The organism is Bradyrhizobium sp. AS23.2, from assembly GCF_001908185.1.
GTDB lineage: Bacteria > Pseudomonadota > Alphaproteobacteria > Rhizobiales > Xanthobacteraceae > Bradyrhizobium.
Genome location: NZ_LGHM01000161.1, coordinates 20,968 through 41,114 on the forward strand (window position 1 = coordinate 20,968; position 20,147 = coordinate 41,114).

20 protein-coding genes and 1 pseudogene are annotated in these 20,147 nt (G+C 64.2%); 9 read left to right on the plus strand and 12 right to left on the minus strand.

Annotation, left to right across the window (positions count from 1 at the left end):
- Positions 1 to 29: 29 nt before the first annotated feature.
- From AC630_RS31670 to AC630_RS31705, 8 genes are all read right to left on the minus strand, one after another.
- The gene (locus tag AC630_RS31670; RefSeq protein ID WP_074122387.1) at positions 30 to 1,199 is read right to left on the minus strand and encodes an acetyl-CoA acetyltransferase; all 1,170 of its coding nucleotides are present in this window, start codon (positions 1,197 to 1,199) and stop codon (positions 30 to 32) included.
- Positions 1,200 to 1,269: 70 nt separating this feature from the next.
- Positions 1,270 to 1,920, minus strand: a complete 651-nt coding sequence (eda, locus tag AC630_RS31675) for a bifunctional 4-hydroxy-2-oxoglutarate aldolase/2-dehydro-3-deoxy-phosphogluconate aldolase (protein WP_074122388.1) — start codon at positions 1,918 to 1,920, stop codon at positions 1,270 to 1,272.
- 34 nt (positions 1,921 to 1,954) lie between these two features.
- Positions 1,955 to 2,929, minus strand: a complete 975-nt coding sequence (locus AC630_RS31680) for a sugar kinase (protein ID WP_074122389.1) — start codon at positions 2,927 to 2,929, stop codon at positions 1,955 to 1,957.
- Positions 2,930 to 2,952: 23 nt separating this feature from the next.
- Positions 2,953 to 3,939, minus strand: a complete 987-nt coding sequence (gene denD, locus AC630_RS31685; RefSeq protein ID WP_074122390.1) for a D-erythronate dehydrogenase — start codon at positions 3,937 to 3,939, stop codon at positions 2,953 to 2,955.
- A gap of 65 nt (positions 3,940 to 4,004) precedes the next feature.
- Positions 4,005 to 4,880, minus strand: a complete 876-nt coding sequence (locus tag AC630_RS31690) for a carbohydrate ABC transporter permease (RefSeq protein ID WP_074122391.1) — start codon at positions 4,878 to 4,880, stop codon at positions 4,005 to 4,007.
- Positions 4,881 to 4,882: 2 nt separating this feature from the next.
- On the minus strand, positions 4,883 to 5,830 hold the full coding sequence (locus AC630_RS31695) for a carbohydrate ABC transporter permease (RefSeq protein ID WP_083636462.1): 948 nt from the start codon (positions 5,828 to 5,830) through the stop codon (positions 4,883 to 4,885).
- Positions 5,831 to 5,896: 66 nt separating this feature from the next.
- Positions 5,897 to 7,210: an ABC transporter substrate-binding protein gene (locus AC630_RS31700; protein WP_074122392.1), complete on the minus strand. Its 1,314-nt coding sequence runs from the start codon at positions 7,208 to 7,210 to the stop codon at positions 5,897 to 5,899.
- Between the two features lie 56 nt (positions 7,211 to 7,266).
- A complete protein-coding gene (locus AC630_RS31705) occupies positions 7,267 to 8,328 on the minus strand; it encodes an ABC transporter ATP-binding protein (RefSeq protein ID WP_074122393.1) in 1,062 nt (353 codons plus the stop codon).
- Between the two features lie 206 nt (positions 8,329 to 8,534).
- On the opposite strand from AC630_RS31705, the gene gntR reads away from it, so the two are divergent.
- From gntR to AC630_RS31735, 6 genes and pseudogenes are all read left to right on the plus strand, one after another.
- Positions 8,535 to 9,635 carry an HTH-type transcriptional regulator GntR gene (gene gntR / locus AC630_RS31710; protein ID WP_074122394.1) on the plus strand — a complete coding sequence of 367 codons (1,101 nt, stop codon included), beginning with the start codon at positions 8,535 to 8,537 and terminating at the stop codon, positions 9,633 to 9,635.
- Between the two features lie 129 nt (positions 9,636 to 9,764).
- A pseudogene (locus tag AC630_RS31715) lies at positions 9,765 to 11,588 on the plus strand (IlvD/Edd family dehydratase); the annotation flags it as partial.
- A gap of 224 nt (positions 11,589 to 11,812) precedes the next feature.
- The gene (locus AC630_RS31720) at positions 11,813 to 12,544 is read left to right on the plus strand and encodes an SDR family oxidoreductase (RefSeq protein WP_074122403.1); all 732 of its coding nucleotides are present in this window, start codon (positions 11,813 to 11,815) and stop codon (positions 12,542 to 12,544) included.
- A gap of 121 nt (positions 12,545 to 12,665) precedes the next feature.
- The gene (locus AC630_RS31725) at positions 12,666 to 13,412 is read left to right on the plus strand and encodes an SDR family NAD(P)-dependent oxidoreductase (RefSeq protein ID WP_074122395.1); all 747 of its coding nucleotides are present in this window, start codon (positions 12,666 to 12,668) and stop codon (positions 13,410 to 13,412) included.
- A gap of 26 nt (positions 13,413 to 13,438) precedes the next feature.
- Positions 13,439 to 14,596 carry a serine hydrolase domain-containing protein gene (locus AC630_RS31730; protein ID WP_074122396.1) on the plus strand — a complete coding sequence of 386 codons (1,158 nt, stop codon included), beginning with the start codon at positions 13,439 to 13,441 and terminating at the stop codon, positions 14,594 to 14,596.
- A gap of 3 nt (positions 14,597 to 14,599) precedes the next feature.
- On the plus strand, positions 14,600 to 14,992 hold the full coding sequence (locus AC630_RS31735; protein ID WP_074122397.1) for a GFA family protein: 393 nt from the start codon (positions 14,600 to 14,602) through the stop codon (positions 14,990 to 14,992).
- On the opposite strand, the gene AC630_RS31740 is transcribed toward AC630_RS31735, so the two are convergent.
- Positions 14,943 to 15,902 (minus strand): DMT family transporter, encoded by a 960-nt coding sequence (locus tag AC630_RS31740; protein WP_245330573.1) that lies wholly within the window; start codon positions 15,900 to 15,902, stop codon positions 14,943 to 14,945. The two genes, AC630_RS31735 and AC630_RS31740, sit on opposite strands and share 50 nt — an antisense overlap.
- A gap of 91 nt (positions 15,903 to 15,993) precedes the next feature.
- On the opposite strand from AC630_RS31740, the gene AC630_RS31745 reads away from it, so the two are divergent.
- From AC630_RS31745 to AC630_RS31760, 3 genes are all read left to right on the plus strand, one after another.
- On the plus strand, positions 15,994 to 16,743 hold the full coding sequence (locus AC630_RS31745; protein ID WP_245330574.1) for a LysR family transcriptional regulator: 750 nt from the start codon (positions 15,994 to 15,996) through the stop codon (positions 16,741 to 16,743).
- A 190-nt stretch (positions 16,744 to 16,933) separates the two neighbouring features.
- On the plus strand, positions 16,934 to 17,614 hold the full coding sequence (locus AC630_RS31755; RefSeq protein WP_074122398.1) for a site-2 protease family protein: 681 nt from the start codon (positions 16,934 to 16,936) through the stop codon (positions 17,612 to 17,614).
- A 63-nt stretch (positions 17,615 to 17,677) separates the two neighbouring features.
- Positions 17,678 to 18,100, plus strand: a complete 423-nt coding sequence (locus tag AC630_RS31760; RefSeq protein WP_074122404.1) for a hypothetical protein — start codon at positions 17,678 to 17,680, stop codon at positions 18,098 to 18,100.
- Here the strand turns inward: AC630_RS31760 and AC630_RS31765 are convergent.
- The 3 genes from AC630_RS31765 to exbB form a co-directional block, all read right to left on the minus strand.
- On the minus strand, positions 18,088 to 18,912 hold the full coding sequence (locus AC630_RS31765; RefSeq protein WP_074122399.1) for a TonB family protein: 825 nt from the start codon (positions 18,910 to 18,912) through the stop codon (positions 18,088 to 18,090). The two genes, AC630_RS31760 and AC630_RS31765, sit on opposite strands and share 13 nt — an antisense overlap.
- Before the next feature lie 9 nt (positions 18,913 to 18,921).
- The gene (gene exbD / locus AC630_RS31770; protein WP_074122400.1) at positions 18,922 to 19,377 is read right to left on the minus strand and encodes a TonB system transport protein ExbD; all 456 of its coding nucleotides are present in this window, start codon (positions 19,375 to 19,377) and stop codon (positions 18,922 to 18,924) included.
- A gap of 3 nt (positions 19,378 to 19,380) precedes the next feature.
- Positions 19,381 to 20,147, minus strand: a 767-nt coding sequence (gene exbB / locus AC630_RS31775; RefSeq protein ID WP_245330575.1) for a tonB-system energizer ExbB, incomplete at its 5' end; no start/stop codon positions are given.

The following is a 20,147-nucleotide window of genomic DNA, read 5'->3' on the forward strand; positions in this document are numbered from 1 at the left end:
AAATGCGCCTTTGCCCACCCTACGATAGCCTACTTCAGCGGCTCAAGCACGGAGACGTAGTTGGCGACCGCCGCGCCGCCCATGTTGAAGATGCCGCCGAGCGTCGCGTTCTTGAGCTGCATGCCCTCGGGCGCCTGTCCCGCAAGCTGCATCGCGGTCATCACGTGCATGGAGACGCCGGTGGCGCCGATCGGATGGCCCTTGGCCTTCAGGCCGCCGGACGGATTGACCGGCAGCTTGCCGTCCTTGAGCGTCCAGCCTTCCTTGATGGCACGGGCACCCTGCCCCTTCGGCGTCAGGCCCATCGCTTCGTACTCGATCAGCTCGGCGACGGTGAAGCAATCGTGGGTCTCGACGAAGGAGAGATCGCTGAGCGCGACGCCCGCCTTCTCCAGCGCGCGCTGCCAGGCGACCGTACAGCCCTCGAACTGGAGGATGTCGCGCTTGGACATCGGCAGGAAGTCCTGGGCATGCGCGGTGGCGCGGAAGCCGATCGACTTGCTCATGCCCTTGGCGGTCTCGGCATCGGCCAGCACCAGCGCCGCAGCTCCGTCGGAGACCAGCGAGCAGTCGGTGCGCTTCAAGGGTCCCGCGACATAGGGGTTCTTCTCGCTCTCGGCGCGGCAGAAGTCGAAGCCGAAATCCTTGCGCATCTGGGCGAAGGGATTGGCGACGCCGTTCTTGTGATTCTTGGCCGCGATCAGCGCCAGCGCATCGGACTGGTCGCCGTATTTCTGGAAATAGGAGCTGGCGATCTTGCCGAACACGCCGGCGAAACCGCCGACAGTGTCACCGTCCTCGGGCAGATACGATGCCTTGAGCAGGTTCTTGCCGATCTCAGGTCCCGGCGTGCGCGTCATCTGCTCGACGCCGACGACCAGCACGATCTTGGCCGCGCCGGCCGCGATTGCGCGCAGGCCCTGATGTACGGCGGCTGATCCCGTGGCGCAGGCGTTCTCGACACGGGTGGCCGGCTTGAAGCGCAGCTTCGGGTCGGCCTGGAGCACCAGCGAGGCGGTAAAATCCTGCGGCGAGAAGCCAGCGTTGAAATGGCCGAGCACGATTTCGTCGACGTCGGAGGCCGAAATGCCGGCATCCGCCAGCGCCTCATTGGCAACGCGGGTGACGAGGCTCTCGACGGTCTCGGCGTCGAACTTGCCGAACGGCGTATGCGCCCATCCGACGATGCTGGCGGTCATGGTCGTTTCTCCCTGTGTCGTCCAACTAACTCTTGCCTGACCTAAGTCTTAGCCCAAGGATGGCAAGACTTCACGCGGCTTTCAGGGCTTTCAGCGTGCGCTGGCAGATGGCAGTTATGCCGGCCCAGTTCCCGGCCCTGATCTCGGCCGCCGGGCACAGCCAGGAACCGCCGACCGCGACCACGTTGGGCTCGGCGAGCCAGGTCGCCGCATTGGCCTCGCCGACCCCGCCGGTCGGGCAGAACCGCACGTTCGGGAAGGGCCCGCCGAGCGCCCGGAGGCCCTTGATGCCGCCGGCCTGCTCGGCCGGGAAGAACTTTGCGAGGTCGAGGCCGTGGGCGAGCGCCAACATCAGCTCGGACGCGGTGGCAATGCCCGGCGCGAACGGCAAGGCGCTGTCGGCGGCGGCCTTCAAGAGGTCGGGCGTCAGGCCCGGGCTGATACCGAACTTGACGCCGAGCTTCTCGACGCGGGCGAAGTCGGCCGGATTGAGAATCGTGCCGATGCCGACGATCGCCTCGGGTACTTCGGCCATTATCGCCCTCGCTGCCTCGATCGCAACAGGGGTGCGCAGGGTCACCTCCAGCGTGCGGACGCCGCCGGCAACCAGCGCACGCGCCAGCGGCACAGCATCCTGGATACGCTCGATGGTGAGGACGGGAATGACGGTCGCGGCCTTGAACAGCGCGACGAGGTGGTTCTGTTGGGCAGTCGTGGTCATCTCGTGGATCTTATCTTGGGTCTTGGCTTTCGTTTCACTTGGTCGCCTGGCGTGTGGTCGCCGGCCGGTGTCGCTTCTTCGGCGGCATGGCATAGCCCGGAATGATGGCGCCGGGATAGCAGATCACGAGGCTGGCGAGGCGATGCCCGGCCTGGGCGGCCTCGACCGGATCGGAACCGGCGAGCCGGGCGGCGATGTAGGCCGCGGCAAAGCTGTCGCCCGCGGCCGTGGTGTCAACGACGGGCTTGGTCATCGGTTCGGCACGGACTTCGCTGGCGCCGCCGGGGAAGCGCAGCAGGCTCACCGGTTCGGCGAGGCGGAACACCAGCTCAGGCGTCGGGATGCGCGCCATCAGCTGATCGTCGCTCTCGCCGGGATAAAGCGCGAGCAGGTCCTCGGTCGAGGTCAGCACGATATCGGCGGCCGCGAAGGCCGCGGCAAACACCTCGCGCGCGACATCGCGATCGGGCCAGCCGCGCGCGCGGAAATTGGTATCGAATACGAAGCGCGTGCCGAGCAGGCGCGCGCGCTTGATCGCCGCGAACAGACGATCGCGTCCGGCCGCATCGTAGATCGAGAGCGTGATCGCGGAGAGATAGACGATGTCGTAGCTCATCAGCGAGTTGAGCAGCTCGTCCGTCTCCGGCAGGTTCATCAGCTGCCGCGCCGCCGCGCTGTCGCGCCAGTGGAAGAACTGGCGCTCGCCCTTCGCATCCAGCTGGATCATGTAGAGGCCGGGCAGCTTGCCCGGCAACCGCACGACGCGCCGGGTCCCGACGCCCTCGGCGGTCCAGGCCGCGATCATCTCATCGCTTAAGGCATCATCGCCGAGCGCGGTGAGATAGTCGACCTTGACCTCGAGCCGCGCGAGATAGACTGCGGTGTTGAGGGTGTCACCACCGAAGCCGCGCGAATACAGGCCGCCGCCCTGCCCTTGCCCGCTGGACTGTCCACCTTGGGCCTGCCGGAGCTCGACCATACATTCGCCGATGCAAGCAACGCTCGCCATCACTCTACCCGCTCAATCACAGATCAGGCGACGAAATTGCCGCCGAGCTCATCTTCGATGTGAATGCGGATGATATCGTCGAAGGTCTTTTCTTCGGTGGTGAAACCGAGCTCGCGCGCCCGCTTCGCTTCGAAATTGCGCGGCCAGCCGCCGACGATGCTGACGATGAAGGGATCCAGCTCGTGCTTGATGCGCGCGGCGACCTTTTCGCCAGCGACCCGCTTGAGCGCAGCAATCTGCTCGCCGACCGTTGCCGAAAAGCCAGGCATGGTCAGGTTGCGGCGCGGGCCGACCTTTGCGAGATCCATGGTGCCGGCGTGGAGCAGGAAGCCGACAGCGGAGCGCGGGGTGGCGTGCCAGTGGCGGACGTCCTCGGACACCGGGAGAACCGCTTCCTTGCCGGCCAGCGGCTCTCGCAGGATGTTGGAGAAGAAGCCCGATGCCGCCTTGTTGGGCAGGCCGGGCCGGATGCAGATCGTCGGCAGGCGGATGCCAATGCCGTCGAGGAAGCCGCGGCGGGAATAGTCGGCGAGCAGCAGTTCGCCGATCGCCTTCTGCGTGCCGTAGCTGAGCAGCGGCGTATGGAAGAACTCGTCGCCGATCGCATCGGGGAATGGCGCGCCGAACACCGCGATCGAGGAGGTGAAGACCACGCGCGGCTTGTAGCCGCCGCCGACGAGCCTGACAGCATCGAGCAGCATCCGTGTGCCGTCGAGATTGATGCGGTAGCCCTTGTCGAAATCGAGCTCGGCTTCACCCGAGACGATCGCGGCGAGATGGAAGATCACGTCCGGGCGGCCGGCGATCAGCTTTTCGGCTGCACCGGCGACGGCGAAATCGCCTGATACCGTCTCGACGGCAAAACCGGCCTTCTCGGGCTTCCTGGGCTCGACCACGTCGTGCATGGTCAGCTTGGTGATGTCGCTCTTGCCGAGCCGGCCGTCGCGCAGCAGCCGTTCACACAATTTGCGGCCGACCATGCCGGCGGCGCCCAGAACCAGAATGTGCAAGAGCCTACTCCTTCTTATTGGCCCGAACGCGCCGCTCCTGACGCGCTCTCAGGCAGGCCCCGCGATCATTCCTTCACGGCGCCGGTCATCGCCGACACATAATACTCCACGAAGAAGGAATAAAGGATAACTACAGGGACCGAGCCAGTCAGCGCCGCCGCCATCAGCGCACCCCAATGGTAGACGTCGCCGTTGACGAGCTCGGTGATGGCGCCGACGGGGATGGTCTTGTTCTCGGACGAGGAGATGAAGGTCAGCGCGTAGATGAACTCGTTCCAGGACAACGTGAAGGCGAAGATGCCGGCCGAGATCAACCCCGGTAGCGACAGCGGCAGCGTGATCTTGGTCAGGATCTGGAGCCGCGACGCCCCGTCGATCAGCGCGCACTCCTCCAGCTCATAGGGGATGGTGCGGAAATAGCCCATCAGCAGCCAGGTGCAGAACGGGATCAGGAAGGTCGGATAGGTCAGGATCAGCGCCAGATTGCCGTCGAACAGGCCGAGCTGGAAAACGATCGCGGCGAGCGGAATGAACAGGATCGAGGGCGGCACGAGATAGCCGAGGAAGATCGCCAGGCCCACATAGCGCGAGCCCTTGTAGCGCAGCCGTTCGATCGCATAGGCCGCGCAGACGCTGGCGAACAGCGAGATGACGGTTGAGGACACCGAAACGATCACGGTGTTCCACATCCAGAGCGGATAGTCGGTGTCGAAGAACAGCTTGCTGATGTGCTCCAGCGTCGGATGGACGATCCAGAACGGATTGTACTTCTCGTAGTCGTACATCTCCGCGTCCGGCTTGAACGTCGCGACCGCCATCCAATAGAACGGGAACAGCAGGAAGAAGATGATGAGGCCGAGCGGAAGGTACACGCGGAGGAACTTCCGCGGAAAACTTTCCAGATAGGACATTCCGACGCTTTGGTCGTCCATCGTGGTCATCGTCAGTCCCTCCCGCCCTGCTGCCAGCGGGAACGCTGAAGCCCGAAGAAGCTCAGCAGGATCGCCGCGACCAGGAACGGAATCATCGCGTTCGAGATCGCGGCGCCCTCGCCGAGATTGCCGCCGGTGATGGCGCGCTGGAACGACAGCGTCGCCATCAGGTGCGTGGCGTTGATCGGTCCGCCCCGCGTGATGGTGTAGATGAGCTGGAAGTCGGTGAACGTCATCAGCACCGAGAACGTCATCACGACCGCGATGATCGGCGACAGCATCGGCAGCGTGATGTGGCGGAAGCGCTGCATGTTGGTGGCGCCGTCGAGATTGGCGGCCTCATACAGCGAGGGCGAAATGGTCTGGAGTCCGGCGAGCAGCGTGATCGCCACGAAAGGCACGCCGCGCCAGATATTGGCGGCGACGACCGACCAGCGCGCATTCCATGGGTCGCCAAGGAAATCGATGTAGCGCGTGATCAGGCCGGCCTTGATCAGCACCCAGGAGATGATCGAGAACTGGCTGTCATAGATCCACCAGAACGCGATCGCGGAGAGCACCGTCGGCACCACGAACGGCAAGAGAACGATGGCCCGGATCATCGACTTGAACGGCAGCCGCTCGTTGAGCAGCAGCGCCAGGTAAAGTCCGATCGCGAATTTCACGACGCTCGCGGTGACCGTGTAGAAGATCGTATTGAACACCGACAGCCAGAACACCGAGTCCTTCGCGAGCGAGACGAAGTTCTGGAAGGCGATGAAGCGCCCGGCTCCGCCGATCTTGGTATCGGTCATGCCGAGCCAGAAACCCAGCGCGAGGGGATAGGCCAGAAACAGGATCAGGATGGCGATGGCTGGCACCATGAACATGGCGCCCAGACAGTTTCGGCTTTCGAACGCTCTTGACCACAGGCTGCTGCGCCTGACCTGCGCGGCAACGGGCTCGGCCATAACTGCCATGTCGGACTCCCCTCACGGAACGACGACGGCGGCGCCCAGCGAACTGGACGCCGCCGGTGTAGCGGATCAGACCTGGTAGTAGCGCTTGGCGCGCTCAGCGGCGCGCGCCGCCGCCTGCTTCGGTGTTGCCGAGCCGGAGGCCGCTTCCGCGAACATGTCGACGACGACGAAGTCGCCCATCACGGCGGCGGAGGCATAGCCGAGATCGCCGGCATAGCCGTTGTCGCGGCAGCGCTTCAGGCAGTCGCGATACGGGGTGATCTTCGGGTCCGACGTCCAGACCGGGTTGTCGTTGTAGGCCGGCAGCGGCGGCGACACGTAGCCGTTCGAGGCGACCTCCCAGGCGTCGTAGTTCTCCTTGTCCCACATGAACTTGATGTATTCCTTCACCGCCTTCGGATACTTCGAGTGCTTGTAGCCGTAGGCGACCAGGACGTTCTGCTGCTCGGTCGGCACGCCGACGGGACCAATCGGCATCGGCGCGTGGTCCATGTCCTTGGCGATCTCCTGCTGCTTGGGATCTGACGATGTCTTGCCGACGGTCCAGATCGAGATGCCGTTCAGCGTAAGACTGAGTTCGCCGTTCAGGAACGCCTTGTTGTTGTTGCTGTCGTTCCACGACAGCACGCCGGGGATGAAGGTCTCATAGAGCTGCTTGACGTATTCGAGTGCAGCGATCGTCTCCGGCGAGTCGATCACGACCTCGTTCTTCTCGTTGACGACCTTGCCGCCGAACGCCCACAGCGCCCACTGACACCAGCCGTTGGCGTCGCCCGTCGCATGTCCGAGCGCGAAGCCGGCCGGCGTGTTGTTCTTCTTCAGCGCCTGGCACAGCTTGAGGAAGCCGGCGGTGTCCTTGGGGAATTCGTCGAAGCCGGCAGCCTTCATGTGGCTGATACGGTAGTTGAGGCAGCCGCCGGTCGCGCCTTGCGGAATAGCGATCCAGCTATTGCCCTTCTTGCCGTAGCGCTCGGCAACCGGATACCAGCCGCCATATTTGGAGCCGAGATAGTCGGCGACGTCGGTGACGTCGATCAGCTTCTCCGGGAATTTGTGGGGATCGTCGAGCGTGCCGATGATCAGGTCGGGACCGGCGCCGACATTGGCGGCGACCGCGGCCTTCGGACGGATGTCCTCCCAGCTCTCGGCCTCGAGCTTCACCTTGACGCCGGTCTTTTCGGAGAACTTCTTGGTCTGCTCGGCGAACTTGTCGAACTCGGCCTGGATGAACTGCTTCCAGCGCAGCACGCGGATGGAGGCATTCGGCTCCGGCACGTTGGTCCACTCCGCAGCCCGGACCGGGACGATCCCCGGACCGGCCAGAACGGCGGCGCCACCAAGGCCGGCCTTGAGGAGATCACGCCTGTTGAAATCGCTCATTGTATCCTCCCTGCAATTTTATGTTTTGTTTGGTTCGTTTTTCTGGTCGCTCGTCGCTACATGCGTTTGCCTGTCGCCTCGTCGAACAGGTGAACCAGCGCCGGATCGGGCTTCAGCCGGACCTTGTCGCCCGGATTGAACTGGTGACGCTCACGGAAGACCGCGACAACCTGCTCGCCGCCCACCTTCGCGAACACCTGGGTCTCGGAGCCGGTCGGCTCGATCACGAGGATCTCGGCCTCGGCGCCATCGTCGGCGATGGTGAAGTGCTCGGGCCGCACCCCGTACACGACAGGCTTGCCGTCAGAGCCCGCCGGCGCGGTCTTGAGCGGCAGCTTGACGCCGTTCGGTCCCTCGAAGGTCGCAACGCCGTTCACGCGCACATGGCCTTTGAGGAAGTTCATCGCGGGAGAGCCGATGAAGCCGGCGACAAACTGGTTGTCCGGCTTGTCGTAAAGCTCGAGCGGCGTGCCCATCTGCTCGACGATGCCGTCATGCATCACGACGATCTTGTCGGCCATGGTCATGGCCTCGATCTGGTCGTGGGTGACGTAGACGGTCGTGGTCTTCAGCCGCTGGTGCAGCTCCTTGATCTCGGTGCGCATGGCGACGCGCAGCTTGGCGTCGAGGTTCGACAAGGGCTCGTCGAACAGGAAGACCTGCGGATCGCGCACGATGGCGCGGCCCATGGCGACGCGCTGGCGCTGGCCGCCGGAGAGCTGGCGCGGATAGCGATCGAGCAGCGGCGACAGAGCGAGGATTTCGGCGGCGCGCTTGACGCGCTTGCTGATCTCGTCGGAGCCGGCGTTCCGCAGCTTCAGCGAGAAACCCATGTTCTCGGCGACGGTCATGTGCGGGTAGAGCGCGTAGTTCTGGAACACCATCGCAATGTCCCGCTCCTTGGGCTGGACATTGTTGACGACGCGGTCGCCGATCGAGATGGTGCCGGAGGTGATGTTCTCAAGGCCTGCGAGCATCCGCAGAAGCGTCGACTTGCCGCAACCGGAGGGACCGACCAGGACGACGAACTGGCCATCCTCGATCGGAATCGACACGCCGTGCAGGACTTCAAAATTGCCGAACGATTTCCGCACGTCGCGGATTTGCACAGACGACATCTAGCTCCCTCCTCCGACCCGACGACGCAACTGTCGCGCCGCCACCGTCTTGTTTTTTCTAAACTTCGCTGAACGAAGCCCCGGTCATACCGGGCGACATTGTCAGCAGTTTGTGCGGCTTTGGCAATTTGTCTTTGGTTAGTCGTTGCTGGTAGCGCTGTCAACGTTTCCTTTGTTTGCGGGAGTGACTGTGTTAAGAGCAGCAAATGGGTCGAAAACGCACCAAGTCAGGCAAAATCCGGCTGGCGGAAGTCGCCGAGCTTGCCGGAGTCAGCCCGATCACCGCGTCCCGCTTCTTCCGTAATCCCGAGGCGCTGTCGGTCGCCAAAAGGACGCGGGTCGAAAGCGCCGCCAAGGAGCTCGGCTATGTGCCGAACCTCGCGGCACGCGCACTGGCCTCGCAACGCACCGAAGTGATCGGTGTACTGATCCCCTCGCTCACCAATAACGTGTTCTCGGACGTGCTGCGCGGCATTTATGACGCCTCCGAAGGCAGCCGGTACTCGATCCAGTTGTCCAACACACGCTACAGTATTCTCCAGGAAGAGAGGCTGCTGCGCCTGTTTCTTGCGCAGAAGCCGGCCGGCCTCATCGTCACCGGCATCGACCAGACCACGGAATCGCGCGCGATGCTCGAGGCCGCCGACTGCCCGATCGTGCAGATCATGGAGATCGGGCCCAATCCGGTCGACATGATGATCGGCTTTTCGCACTATGATGCAGCGCGCGCAGCGATCGCCCACCTGTTCGATCAAGGCCACCGCAAGATCGGCTTCGTCGGGGCGCGCATGGACCCGCGGGTACAGCGGCGGCTGGACGGCTATCAGTCCGCCATGAAAGACGCCGGCCTGTTCGAGCAGCGTCTCGTCGTCACGACTGCCACACCCACCTCGGTGACACTCGGCGGAGCCCTGTTCACCGATCTGCTGGCGCGCGAGCCGGACATCGATGCGGTGTTCTGCGCCAATGACGATCTTGCGCTGGGCGTGCTGTTCGAATGCCGTCGCCGCGAGATCGCCGTCCCCGAGCAGATCGCGATCGTCGGCTTCAACGACCTCGAATTCATGGCTTCCGCGGTCCCTACCCTCACCAGCGTGCGCACCAACCGTTACGAGATGGGCAAAACAGCCGCCACCATGCTGATCGAGGCGATCGACGGACGGCGCCCTGAGCAGCCGGTGCTTGATCTCGGCTTCAAGGTGATCGAGCGGCAGAGCTCATCATCGCGGCGTTCGGACAACGGGCCAGCCGTTTCCGGCGCTGCTGCGGCGAACAAAATGATAGCGTTACCAAGTAGCCGCGACTAGTATCGGATTTGTGAGGAAACGACCGGCCAACGGGAAGGCAGATTATCGCTCGCGCCGTTGGGCATCGCACAAGCCAACACCATGATCCGGACGCCAGTGCGTTTGCATTGCAGGAGAAACCAATGACAAAAAAAACTAACCAATGGGCATGCGCCCGCCAGCAACGGCACTCGCCGCCACCTTCGCTCGCAGGAATGGTTCAACAACCCGCATAATCCGGGCATGACCGCGCTCTATATGGAGCGCTATCTGAACTACGGCCTCACCCGGGCCGAGCTCCAGTCCGGCAAGCCGATCATCGGCATCGCGCAAACCGGCAACGACCTCTCCCCCTGCAACCGCCACCACATCGAGCTCGCCCACCGCGTCCGCGAAGGCATACGCGAAGCGGGCGGCATTGCGATGGAATTCCCGACCCACCCGATCCAGGAGACCGGCAAGCGCCCGACCGCCGCGCTCGACCGCAACCTCGCCTATCTCGGCCTGGTCGAGATCCTCTACGGCTATCCGCTCGACGGCGTGGTGCTGACCACCGGCTGCGACAAGACCACACCGGCCTGCATGATGGCGGCGGCGACCGTCAACCTACCCGCGATCGTGCTGTCGGGCGGCCCGATGCTCAACGGCTGGCATGCCGGCGAGCGCACCGGCTCCGGCACCATCGTCTGGAAATCGCGCGAGCGGCTCGCTGCGGGCGAGATCGATTATGAAGAGTTCATGGAGATCGTGGCCTCCTCGGCGCCCTCGGTCGGCCATTGCAACACCATGGGCACCGCCTCGACCATGAACGGGCTCGCGGAAGCACTCGGCTTCTCGCTGCCGGGCTGTGCGGCGATCCCCGCACCCTATCGCGAGCGCGGCCAGATCGCCTATGAGACGGGAAAACGCATCGTCGACATGGTTTGGGAAGACCTCAAGCCCTCGGACATCCTGACCCGCAAGGCATTCGAGAACTGCATCGTGATCAATTCGGCGATCGGCGGCTCGACCAACGCGCCGATCCACATCAATGCGCTGGCGCGCCATATCGGCGTCGAGCTGTCGATCGACGACTGGCAGAAGGTCGGCCACGACGTGCCGCTGCTGGTCAACATGCAGCCGGCCGGCTTCTATCTCGGCGAAGAATTCCACCGCGCCGGCGGCGTGCCGGCTGTGGTGCGCGAACTGATGAAGCACAAGCGCATCCATGAGGACGCGGTCACGGTCAACGGCCGCGGCATCGGCGAGAATTGCAAGAACGCGCGCGCGCCCGACAACGACGTGATCTGGGCTTACGACCAGCCGCTGGTGAAAGACGCGGGCTTCCTGGTGCTGAAGGGCAACCTGTTCGACTCCGCGATCATGAAGACCAGCGTGATCTCCAAGGAGTTCCGCGACCGCTACCTCAGCAACCCTGGGGATCTCAACGCCTTCGAGGGCCGCGCCATCGTGTTCGAGGGTCCGGAGGACTATCACGAGCGGATCGACGATCCCTCGCTCGACATCGACGAGCGCTGCGTTCTGTTCATCCGAGGCACCGGTCCGATCGGCTATCCCGGCGGCGCCGAGGTCGTGAACATGCAGCCGCCGGCCGCGCTGATTAAACGCGGCATCCTGTCCCTGCCATGCATCGGCGACGGCCGCCAGTCCGGCACCTCGGGCTCGCCGTCGATCCTGAACGCTTCACCGGAAGCCGCCGCCAATGGCGGTCTTGCGATCCTCAAGACCGGCGACAAGGTGCGCATCGACCTCAACAAGGGCAGCGCCAACATCCTGATCTCTGACGACGAGCTGAAGAAGCGCCACGCCGAGCTTGAGGCCAATGGCGGCTTCAAGCATCCGCCGAACCAGACGCCGTGGCAGGAGATCTATCGCAACACAGTCGGCCAGCAATCGACCGGCGCCTGCATGGAGCTCGCCACGCGCTACCAGAACGTCGCCGGCACCTTTGGCGTCGCGCGGGATAATCACTAGCAAAGATCGTCATTCCGGGATGCGCCGCAAGGCGCAGGCCCGGAATCCATACTCCCGGCGCGCTTGGCCCTCGGGCCATTCGCGCAATTAAACGAAGGCAACGCGCGCCTTCCTTTGTTTTCGCGAATGTGGCAAGCCACAAGCGCGACGTGGTTATGGATTCCGGGCTCGCGGCTGCGCCGCGCCCCGGAATGACGGCGGAAACCTCAAAGGAGAAGAACAAAATGGCAGGCCGCCTCAAGGGAAAGCGCGCAGTCGTCACCGCCGCAGCCGCAGGCATCGGGCGCGCATGCGCCATCGCATTCGCGCGCGAAGGCGCGACCGTCATCGCCACCGACATCAACGAGAGCGGCATCGCCCCCTTAAGCAAGGAGGGCATCGCCGAGACGGCAAAGCTCGACGTCCGCAACACCGCCGATGTCAACGCTTTCGCCAAGCGTGTCGGCAAGATCGATATCCTGCTCAACGCGGCGGGTTTCGTGCATCACGGCACCATCCTGGAGTGCTCGGAAGAGGATTTTGACTTCTCGTTCGACCTCAACGTCAAGTCGATGCACCGGACTATCAAGGCGTTCCTGCCGGCGATGCTCGCGGGCGGTGGCGGAAGCATCGTCAACATCTCCTCCTGCGCGGCGCTGCGGCCGCCGGCCAACCGCTATGTCTACAGCGCCTCGAAGGCCGCGGTGTCGCTGCTGACGCGCGCGGTCGCGCTCGACTTCATCACCAAGGGCATCCGCTGCAACAGCATCTGCCCCGGCACCGTCGAGACGCCCTCGATGCTCGACCGCGCCGCCGCGCAAGGGCCGCAAGGCAAGGAGATGTTCATCTCCCGCCAGAAGATGGGCCGGCTCGGCACCGCCGACGAAATCGCGTCCATGGCGGTCTATCTCGGCAGCGACGAAAGCGCCTTCACCACCGGCGTAGACCTCGTCGTCGACGGCGGCTACATGCTCTGATCAGCCTCATCCCGAGGAGGCGCGATAGCGCCGTCTCGAGGGATAGGCTACGGGCTTCATGGTTCGAGAGGCGCGCAAATGCGCGCTCCTCACCATGAGGGATAGAGAAAGGGATTCCTCGGTGAACAAGATCGATCTCAACGGCCGCGTCGCCGTCGTCACCGGCGGCGCGCAGGGCTTTGGCCGTGCGATCACCCAGCGCTTCGTCGATTCCGGCGCCAAGGTCGCGATCTGGGATTTTGATGCGGCGCTGGCCGAGAAGACGGCGAAGGAGATCGGCGGCGAGACCAGAGTCTTCAAGGTCGACGTCACCGATACCGCGGCCGTCGAGCAGGCCCGCGACGCCACGCTCGCCGCCTTCGGCAAGATCGACATCCTCGTCAACAATGCCGGCATCGCCGGTGTCAACAAACCGGTCTGGGAGACCGATCTCGATGAATGGCGGAAAGTCCTGCGCATCAACCTCGACGGCCCCTTCATCTGCTGCAAGGCGATCGTGCCCACGATGCTCAAGCAGAAGTACGGGCGGATCGTGAACATCGCCTCGATCGCCGGCAAGGAAGGCAATCCAAACGCGTCACACTATTCGGCCTCCAAGGCCGGCCTGATCGCGCTGACGAAATCGCTCGGCAAGGAATTGGCGGCACATGACATCCTCGTGAACGCGGTGACGCCGGCAGCGGCGAAGACCGCGATCTTCGACCAGATGACGCAGCAGCATATCGACTTCATGCTGTCGAAAATCCCGAAGGGGCGCTTCGTGCTGGTGGAAGAGCTCGCCGCGATGGTGAGCTGGCTCGCATCCGAAGATTGCGCCTTCTCCACCGGCGCGGTGTTTGATATTTCCGGGGGACGGGCGACCTACTGAGCATTGGCCGCCCAAGGGGGTGGCCCATGGCTCTTGGACGTCGGGATCTTGTGAAGTTCGCAGCCAGCGCATGCGCGCTGCCGCTGCTGTCGTCGGGTGCGCTCGCACAATTGGCGCCGAACCCGCCGAGCATCCGCCCGCCCTCGCCGGCCGAGCGCAGCGCGATGGCGCGGCTCGCGCGGACCTTCATGGACAAGTACGACGTGCCAGCGCTCTCCTTCGCGATCGGCTATGCCGGTGCGATCGTCCATGAGGATGCACTCGGCCTTGCTGATCGCGAGCGTAACGAGGCCGTGACGCCACGGCATCTGTTCCGGATCGCCAGCGTCAGCAAGATGATCACTTCGGTCACCATCTTCCGCCTGATCGAGGAGAACCGCCTCAAGCTGACGGACCGGGTGTTCGGTCCCGGCGCGCTGCTTGGCACCGATTACGGGCCGCCGCCCTACTCCCCCGGCATCGACCAGATCACGCTCGAACATCTCCTGACTCACACCGCCGGCGGCTGGAGCAACGACAACCGCGATCCCATGTTCACGCATCCGCGGATGGATCATGCGCAGCTGATCGCCTGGACGCTCGCCAACCGGCCGCTCGACCGCCCGCCGGGCCAACACTACGCCTATTCCAACTTCGGCTATTGCGTGCTCGGCCGCGTGATCGAGAAGCTCACCGGCCAGGCCTATGCCGAGCACGTCCGCGCTGACGTGCTCGCGCGCTGCGGCGTCACCGACATGACGATCGCCGGCAACACGCGCGACCAGCGCCAGGCTGGCGAGGTCGCCTATTACGGCCAAGGCGACGGTCCCTACGACATGAACGTCAGGCGGATGGATTCCCACGGAGGCTGGATCGCGACGCCGTCGGACCTCGTGCAATTCCTGATGCATGTCGACGGCTACGCGAGACCGGCGAACATCCTGCGGCCGCGCACCATCCAGGTCATGACCACCGCGCCCAGCTACAGTCCCGACTACGCCAAAGGATTCTGCATCAACAAGTACGACAATTGGTGGCACAATGGCAGCCTGCCGGGCACCAGCACGATTGCGGTCAGGACTCATGGCGGCTTCCGCTGGGCCGCCTTCACCAACACGAGGCGCGCGAATTCCAACATGGACGGCGATCTGGACAATCTCAACTGGACCATGGCGCGCCAGGTCGGCGAGTGGCGGGTGGCCTGAGCCATGATCCGGGAAGGCGGATGCCTGTGCGGCGCGGTGCGGTTCAAGGCGCAAGGTGAGCCGCACAATGTCCGCATCTGCCATTGCCGCATCTGCCAGAAGGCGATGGGCTCGCCGTTCTTTGCCCGCGCGCAGTTCGACCAGAAAGCGCTGACCGTCGAGGGCGACACTGGACGTTATGCGTCATCGGAGAACATCGACCGCGTGTTCTGCAAGCGTTGCGGCACGCGCCTGTTCTCCTGGCGGCGCAATGGCACGCTGGCTGGCGTCGCGCTCACCACCTTCGACGACCGCAACGCCTTTGCGCCGACCGAGCACATCTGGGTCTCGGAAAAGCTCGCATGGCTCAAGCTCGACGACGGCCTGCCGCAATATCCGACGACGATCCCGGCGTGACGTCAGGATCGGTCTGAAGCGTCGCGCGCGCGGCCCCTCCTCGCTGTCCCGTCGTCGTGGCGATCCAGATCCCTGCGAATACCGCGACGATGCCGGCCGCGAGATTCCAGCGTAGCGGCTCATCGAGCAAATAGGCGCCGACCAGCGATGCCGTGATTGGATTGACCGTCACCGAGATCGCGACGCGTGTCGGTGTCGTTCGTTCCAGCGCGAAGGCCCAGAGATAGAATGTCAGCGCCGCGCCGAAGGCGCCGAGATAGACGGCCGCCAGCCATTGCGGCGCGCCGAAGCCTGCGGCGGGCGCGAAGCTGCCGCGGACCCATGAGAGCAGGATGAGACAGGCCGCCCCTGCCATGCTCATGGTGGTGAAGGCGATCGGACCGGAGCGCCGGATCAACGGCTTCGACCAGATGCCATACAGCACCATGCACAGCGCCGCCGCGATCATCAAGAGATCGCCGCGCCAGGCTCCCGTCGGCGCGGAGGTCAGATCGGAGAGAAGCGCAATTGCAACGCCGAGCGTCGCCAGCACGACGCCGACCGATTTGCGCCAGGTCAGGGCTTCGGCGCCGAGTGCGGCCCCGATCACCAGCGACAACAGAGGCAGCGTCGACAAGGCGAGTGCGCCGCGCGCGGCTGTGGTGAAAATGAGCGACGCATTGAACAGGATCGGGAACAGGGCAAAGAACAGGATGCCGAGCCCGGCCGCGGCGGCCCAGTCCCCTCGCTCGGGCCAGCGGTCGCCGCGCAGCAGCGTCAGGGGCAACAGCAAGAGGAATCCGATGCCGAACCGGAACGAGCCAATCGCCAGCGGATCGATGGCGCTGACAAGATAGCGCGTGGCGCCGATCGAAGTGCCGCCCAGCCCGCTCGACAGCACAGCAGCCAGAACGCCGGATATCTCGCCCACGATTCCTCCCGTTGATCAGCCTTGAAAACAGCATACGGGGCACGCCGAAACAGGGAATGGAATTTCCATCATGCTGGGATAAGTTTTCATCATGAGCGCGCCCGATCTCGAACCTGATCTTCTGAAGGCCTTTCTCGCGGTCGCCGAGCATCGCTCGTTCACCCGCGCAGCGACCGCGCTCAACCGGACCCAATCGGCGGTCAGCGTCCAGATCAGACGTTTGGAAGAGCGGATCGGCACAAAGCTGTTTCACCGAAACAGGGCCGGCATCGCGCCGACGGCCGCGGGCAACGAACTGCGCGTCTATGCGCGCCGCATCCTAGCCCTCAACGCGGAAGCGGTCGGCGCAATTCATGCACGCCGGACCGAAGCCGTGGTCCGCCTCGGCGTGATGGACGATTACGGAACGATCGTCATTCCGCCCCTGCTGGCGAGCTTTGCCAAGCACCATCCGCCGGTCCAGGTCGAGATCGAGACCGGATTGACGTCCACGATGCCGGCGCGACTTGGCGAAGCCTACGACCTCGTCATCGCCATGCACCCGCAGGGACGTGGGGACGGCGAGTTGTTGAAGAGCGAGCAGCCGGTATGGGCGGCTTCCGCCTCCTATCGGGCCGGCGCGCGGGATCGCCGGCAGCGGCGGCAGGCCATCACGCCCCGTCAGGTCGCGAAGGCGAGCGGGCAGGATGCCGGCCTTCACCACCGTGACCGCAAGACCTGCAGCCGCGATCTGGGTGGCCGCCGCCAACGTCCGGCTGACATAGGCGAGGCGCCAGGGCCGGCCGGCGGTATCGAGCGCTTCCGCGGCCCATTGGCGGAACAGGCAGCCCGGCGGGTATAGCGCGACGGCTAGTGGCGGATATCCGCCTCCACCGTGCGCGCAACCTGTCGCGGGCTGGCAGCCTGCTCGCCGATCACTTGCAGCGTGGCATTTCGGAACCGGCCACCCTATGTTGACGTGAAGCGTTGCTGCACCGCCGGTTTGGCTGGGACGGTTGCAAGGCCGCAGGCGAAACCGGGACAGACGAGCCGTGAACATTTCCTTCTATGACCTGTCGGTCTGGGTGCTGCCGCTGGTGCTCGCCATCACCTTTCACGAGGCCGCGCACGGCTTCGTGGCGCATCGCCTTGGCGACAACACGGCCTGGCAGCTCGGCCGCGTCAGCTTCAATCCGCTCCGCCACATCGATCCGTTCGGCACCCTGATCCTGCCGGCGATGCTGCTGTTTGCGCATTCGCCGTTCCTGTTCGGCTATGCCAAGCCTGTGCCGGTGAATTTCCGCAAGCTCAACAACCCCAGGCTCGACATGGTCTGGGTCGCGTTGGCCGGGCCAGCCACCAACATCCTGCTGGCACTCGCCGCGGCTCTGGCCCTGCACGCCCTACCCTGGGCGCCGGCCGGTTCGGCGCAATGGATCTTCGACAATCTGAAAAATTCGCTGGTGATCAACGCGGTATTGGCGGTGTTCAATATGATGCCGATCCCGCCGCTCGACGGCGGGCGCGTCGCGGTCGGGCTGTTGCCCCGCCCGCTCGCCTTGCTGCTGGCGCGGCTCGAACCATTCGGGATGCTGATCCTGATCGGCCTCCTGATCCTGCTGCCTCTGGCGGGTTCGCAGTTCGGTCTAAATCTTGATGTTATTTCAGCAATACTGCGAACGTTGACCGGTTATGTGATTCAGTCTGTTCTCTTTCTGACCGGCAATGCGTAGTTGAACGGCGACATCCGAACACAAGCCGAAGGGCTCGAGGCCGACTTGGTCAAAGCTGCCGATATGCTGATCGCGCGACGTGCCGACACCCGCGCCCGCGCCGATTTCGCCACCTGGAAAATGATGGCCAAGCTCAACGGGTCGTCCGCGCTACCTCCGGAGGCGCAGGAATTCCTCGCAAGCTACAAGAATCTCTTGGCTCAGATGAGCGAGGGTGACGCCACCGAGGCCACGATCGGCGCGATCTACAAGTCCTACTATGCCGAGATGGGCGGCGCGGGAACTCCGCCCGACGTCCGCCCCCGCCGGGCCGAACCCGCGGCGGACAATGTTACCGCCTTCCGCCGCCCGGCACCCAAGCCGAAGAAGGTCAATTTCTTCGGGGCAACGGCGGCCGGCGGCCCCCAGAAACGGCCGCTCCCGGTGGCGCTGATCTTTGCCTGCCTGGTCGTGGTCTATGCCGGGATCAGGCTCTACTGGCGCTGAGCTGACTTCTTTTTCTTCTTCGCGTCCGGCGGCGGAAAACTGATTTCGACCGTGCGATCGAAGCGATCCTCGGTCAATGCGGCGGGAGGTGGCTCGAACGGATCAGACTTGCGCACCATCGAGATCGCAGCTGCATCGTAGGCGGCATCCCCGGACGACTGGACGACATCAACCGATAGCACGTTCCCCCTGCGGTTGATAGAGAAGCTTACCCTCACTTTCTGATTGCTGTTCTCTTTGCCTTCCGGATTAATCTGGTGCAGCTTGAGATGCGCGCTGATTTTTCGGTTCCAGTCGGTCGTCAGCTTCAGAATGTCCTTGCCGATGCCGATCACAGGCGCCAAGGCCTTCTCGGCCTCGCGCGCATCCTCATCGAGTGTCTGCCGCGCCGTCGCAACCGACTTCGGCGATGCTTCCGCCGCGGGAGTTTCAATCGCCGCTATCTTCGGATCCTCGTCCTGCGGTTTCTTCGCGTTGTTTTCGGTGACAACCCGATCGGGATCGTCGACCTGCTGCGGCTGGTCCTTCGGCAGCTCGGTTTCCTTGGTCTCGGCCTTCTGCTCGGGAAGCGCCTGCTGCTCCTGCATCGCCTCACTGTCGGGCCCTGGCGGAAGGTCGGTATCGGGCGCCTTTGGCGAGGCCATCTCGACTGCGAACTCGGCGCCGGCTGCGCCCAGACCATCGTCGTCGTCATCCGTCTGCAGATGTGCCAGCGCGAGCGCGGCGCCCCCCAGATGGAGCGCAAGCGCTGCCACGGCAGCTAAGATCCAAAGCTTTCGGGATGGCCTGGGATCGATCTCGCCGTCGGACATAGCGGACCTCTATGGCTGTGTAGCGCCCGCCGCAGGCATCGGCGGACCTTCCAGCGCAACCAGTTTCACCCGCGTATAGCCGCTCGAGCGCAAGAGCTCCATGACGTTCATCAATTCGCCATAAGGAACCGAGCGGTCGGCACGAAGGAAGACGTACTTGTCCTTGCTCATCTCCGACAATCCGTCGAGCGTCGCAGCGAGGTCAGCTCGCGCAACCGGATTTTCTCCGATTGCAAGCGTCAGATCGGACTTGATGCTGACATAGGTCGGCTTGTCCGGCTTCTTCTGCGGCGTCGCGCTCGACGTCGGCAGGTCCACCGGCAAGTCGACAGTCGAGAGCGGCGCGGCGACCATGAAGATGATCAGCAGGACGAGAATGACGTCGATGAACGGCGTGACGTTGATGTCATGCGTTTCCGAGAAATCGTCGTCATCGACGTCGTTGTCTGCGAGCGATACGCCCATGGTTCACTCCGCCGCGCGCGAATGCATGCTGCCGTGGCTGCGGTCGAGATCGCGCGAGAGCAGCCGCGCCGCCGTACCGGAGCCGCGGCTGACGAGCTCGAGATAGCTTTTCGTCATGCGCGCAAAGTGGTTGTAGATGATGACGGCGGGGATCGCGGCGACGAGCCCGATCGCAGTGGCGAGCAGCGCTTCGGCGATGCCGGGCGCGACGACGGCAAGGTTCGTGGTCTGCGATTTCGAAATGCCGATGAAGCTGTTCATGATGCCCCAGACCGTGCCGAACAGGCCGACGAAGGGCGACGTGGAGCCGATGGTCGCGAGCACACCCATACCGACGCGGATGCGACGCTGTTCCGCCCGCACGATCTCGTTGAAGCTCGAGGCGGCGCGCTCCTTGATGCCGGCATCGCTGGACAGTCCGGCCGACATCCGCGCCTCACGCAGCGCCGCCGCCAGGAAGGACGACAGGACGCCCTCCTTGGTGCCGAGCGCCATCTGCGCCTCCGCAAGCGACCGCGCCTCCGCAACCTTTTTCAGGGCTGAACGAAGCTTGCCGGAGGCGACCGACAATTCGATCGACTTGGCGATGAAGACGGTCCAGGTCATCAGCGAGGCGAAGGCAAGGCCGATCATCACCGCCTTCACGATGATGTCCGCCGACATGAACATCACCCAGGGCGACAATTCCTTCATCGCCGGCGCGATAGCGGCGGCCGCATCGGGCTTCGCGGGCGCCGGAGTGGTGGCCGCGGGAGCGGTTGCCGTCGAAG

What these genes read in the sequence shown, in the direction of transcription:
- AC630_RS31670 (WP_074122387.1), bottom strand. Translation starts at nt 1,199, where the DNA reads ATGACCGCCAGCATCGTCGGATGGGCGCATACGCCGTTCGGCAAGTTC.
- eda (WP_074122388.1), bottom strand. Translation starts at nt 1,920, where the DNA reads ATGACCACGACTGCCCAACAGAACCACCTCGTCGCGCTGTTCAAGGCC.
- AC630_RS31680 (WP_074122389.1), bottom strand. Translation starts at nt 2,929, where the DNA reads ATGGCGAGCGTTGCTTGCATCGGCGAATGTATGGTCGAGCTCCGGCAG.
- AC630_RS31690 (WP_074122391.1), bottom strand. Translation starts at nt 4,880, where the DNA reads ATGACCACGATGGACGACCAAAGCGTCGGAATGTCCTATCTGGAAAGT.
- AC630_RS31695 (WP_083636462.1), bottom strand. Translation starts at nt 5,830, where the DNA reads ATGGCAGTTATGGCCGAGCCCGTTGCCGCGCAGGTCAGGCGCAGCAGC.
- AC630_RS31700 (WP_074122392.1), bottom strand. Translation starts at nt 7,210, where the DNA reads ATGAGCGATTTCAACAGGCGTGATCTCCTCAAGGCCGGCCTTGGTGGC.
- AC630_RS31705 (WP_074122393.1), bottom strand. Translation starts at nt 8,328, where the DNA reads ATGTCGTCTGTGCAAATCCGCGACGTGCGGAAATCGTTCGGCAATTTT.
- gntR (WP_074122394.1), top strand. Translation starts at nt 8,535, where the DNA reads ATGGGTCGAAAACGCACCAAGTCAGGCAAAATCCGGCTGGCGGAAGTC.
- AC630_RS31720 (WP_074122403.1), top strand. Translation starts at nt 11,813, where the DNA reads ATGGCAGGCCGCCTCAAGGGAAAGCGCGCAGTCGTCACCGCCGCAGCC.
- AC630_RS31730 (WP_074122396.1), top strand. Translation starts at nt 13,439, where the DNA reads ATGGCTCTTGGACGTCGGGATCTTGTGAAGTTCGCAGCCAGCGCATGC.
- AC630_RS31735 (WP_074122397.1), top strand. Translation starts at nt 14,600, where the DNA reads ATGATCCGGGAAGGCGGATGCCTGTGCGGCGCGGTGCGGTTCAAGGCG.
- AC630_RS31745 (WP_245330574.1), top strand. Translation starts at nt 15,994, where the DNA reads ATGAGCGCGCCCGATCTCGAACCTGATCTTCTGAAGGCCTTTCTCGCG.
- AC630_RS31760 (WP_074122404.1), top strand. Translation starts at nt 17,678, where the DNA reads ATGCTGATCGCGCGACGTGCCGACACCCGCGCCCGCGCCGATTTCGCC.
- AC630_RS31765 (WP_074122399.1), bottom strand. Translation starts at nt 18,912, where the DNA reads ATGTCCGACGGCGAGATCGATCCCAGGCCATCCCGAAAGCTTTGGATC.
- exbD (WP_074122400.1), bottom strand. Translation starts at nt 19,377, where the DNA reads ATGGGCGTATCGCTCGCAGACAACGACGTCGATGACGACGATTTCTCG.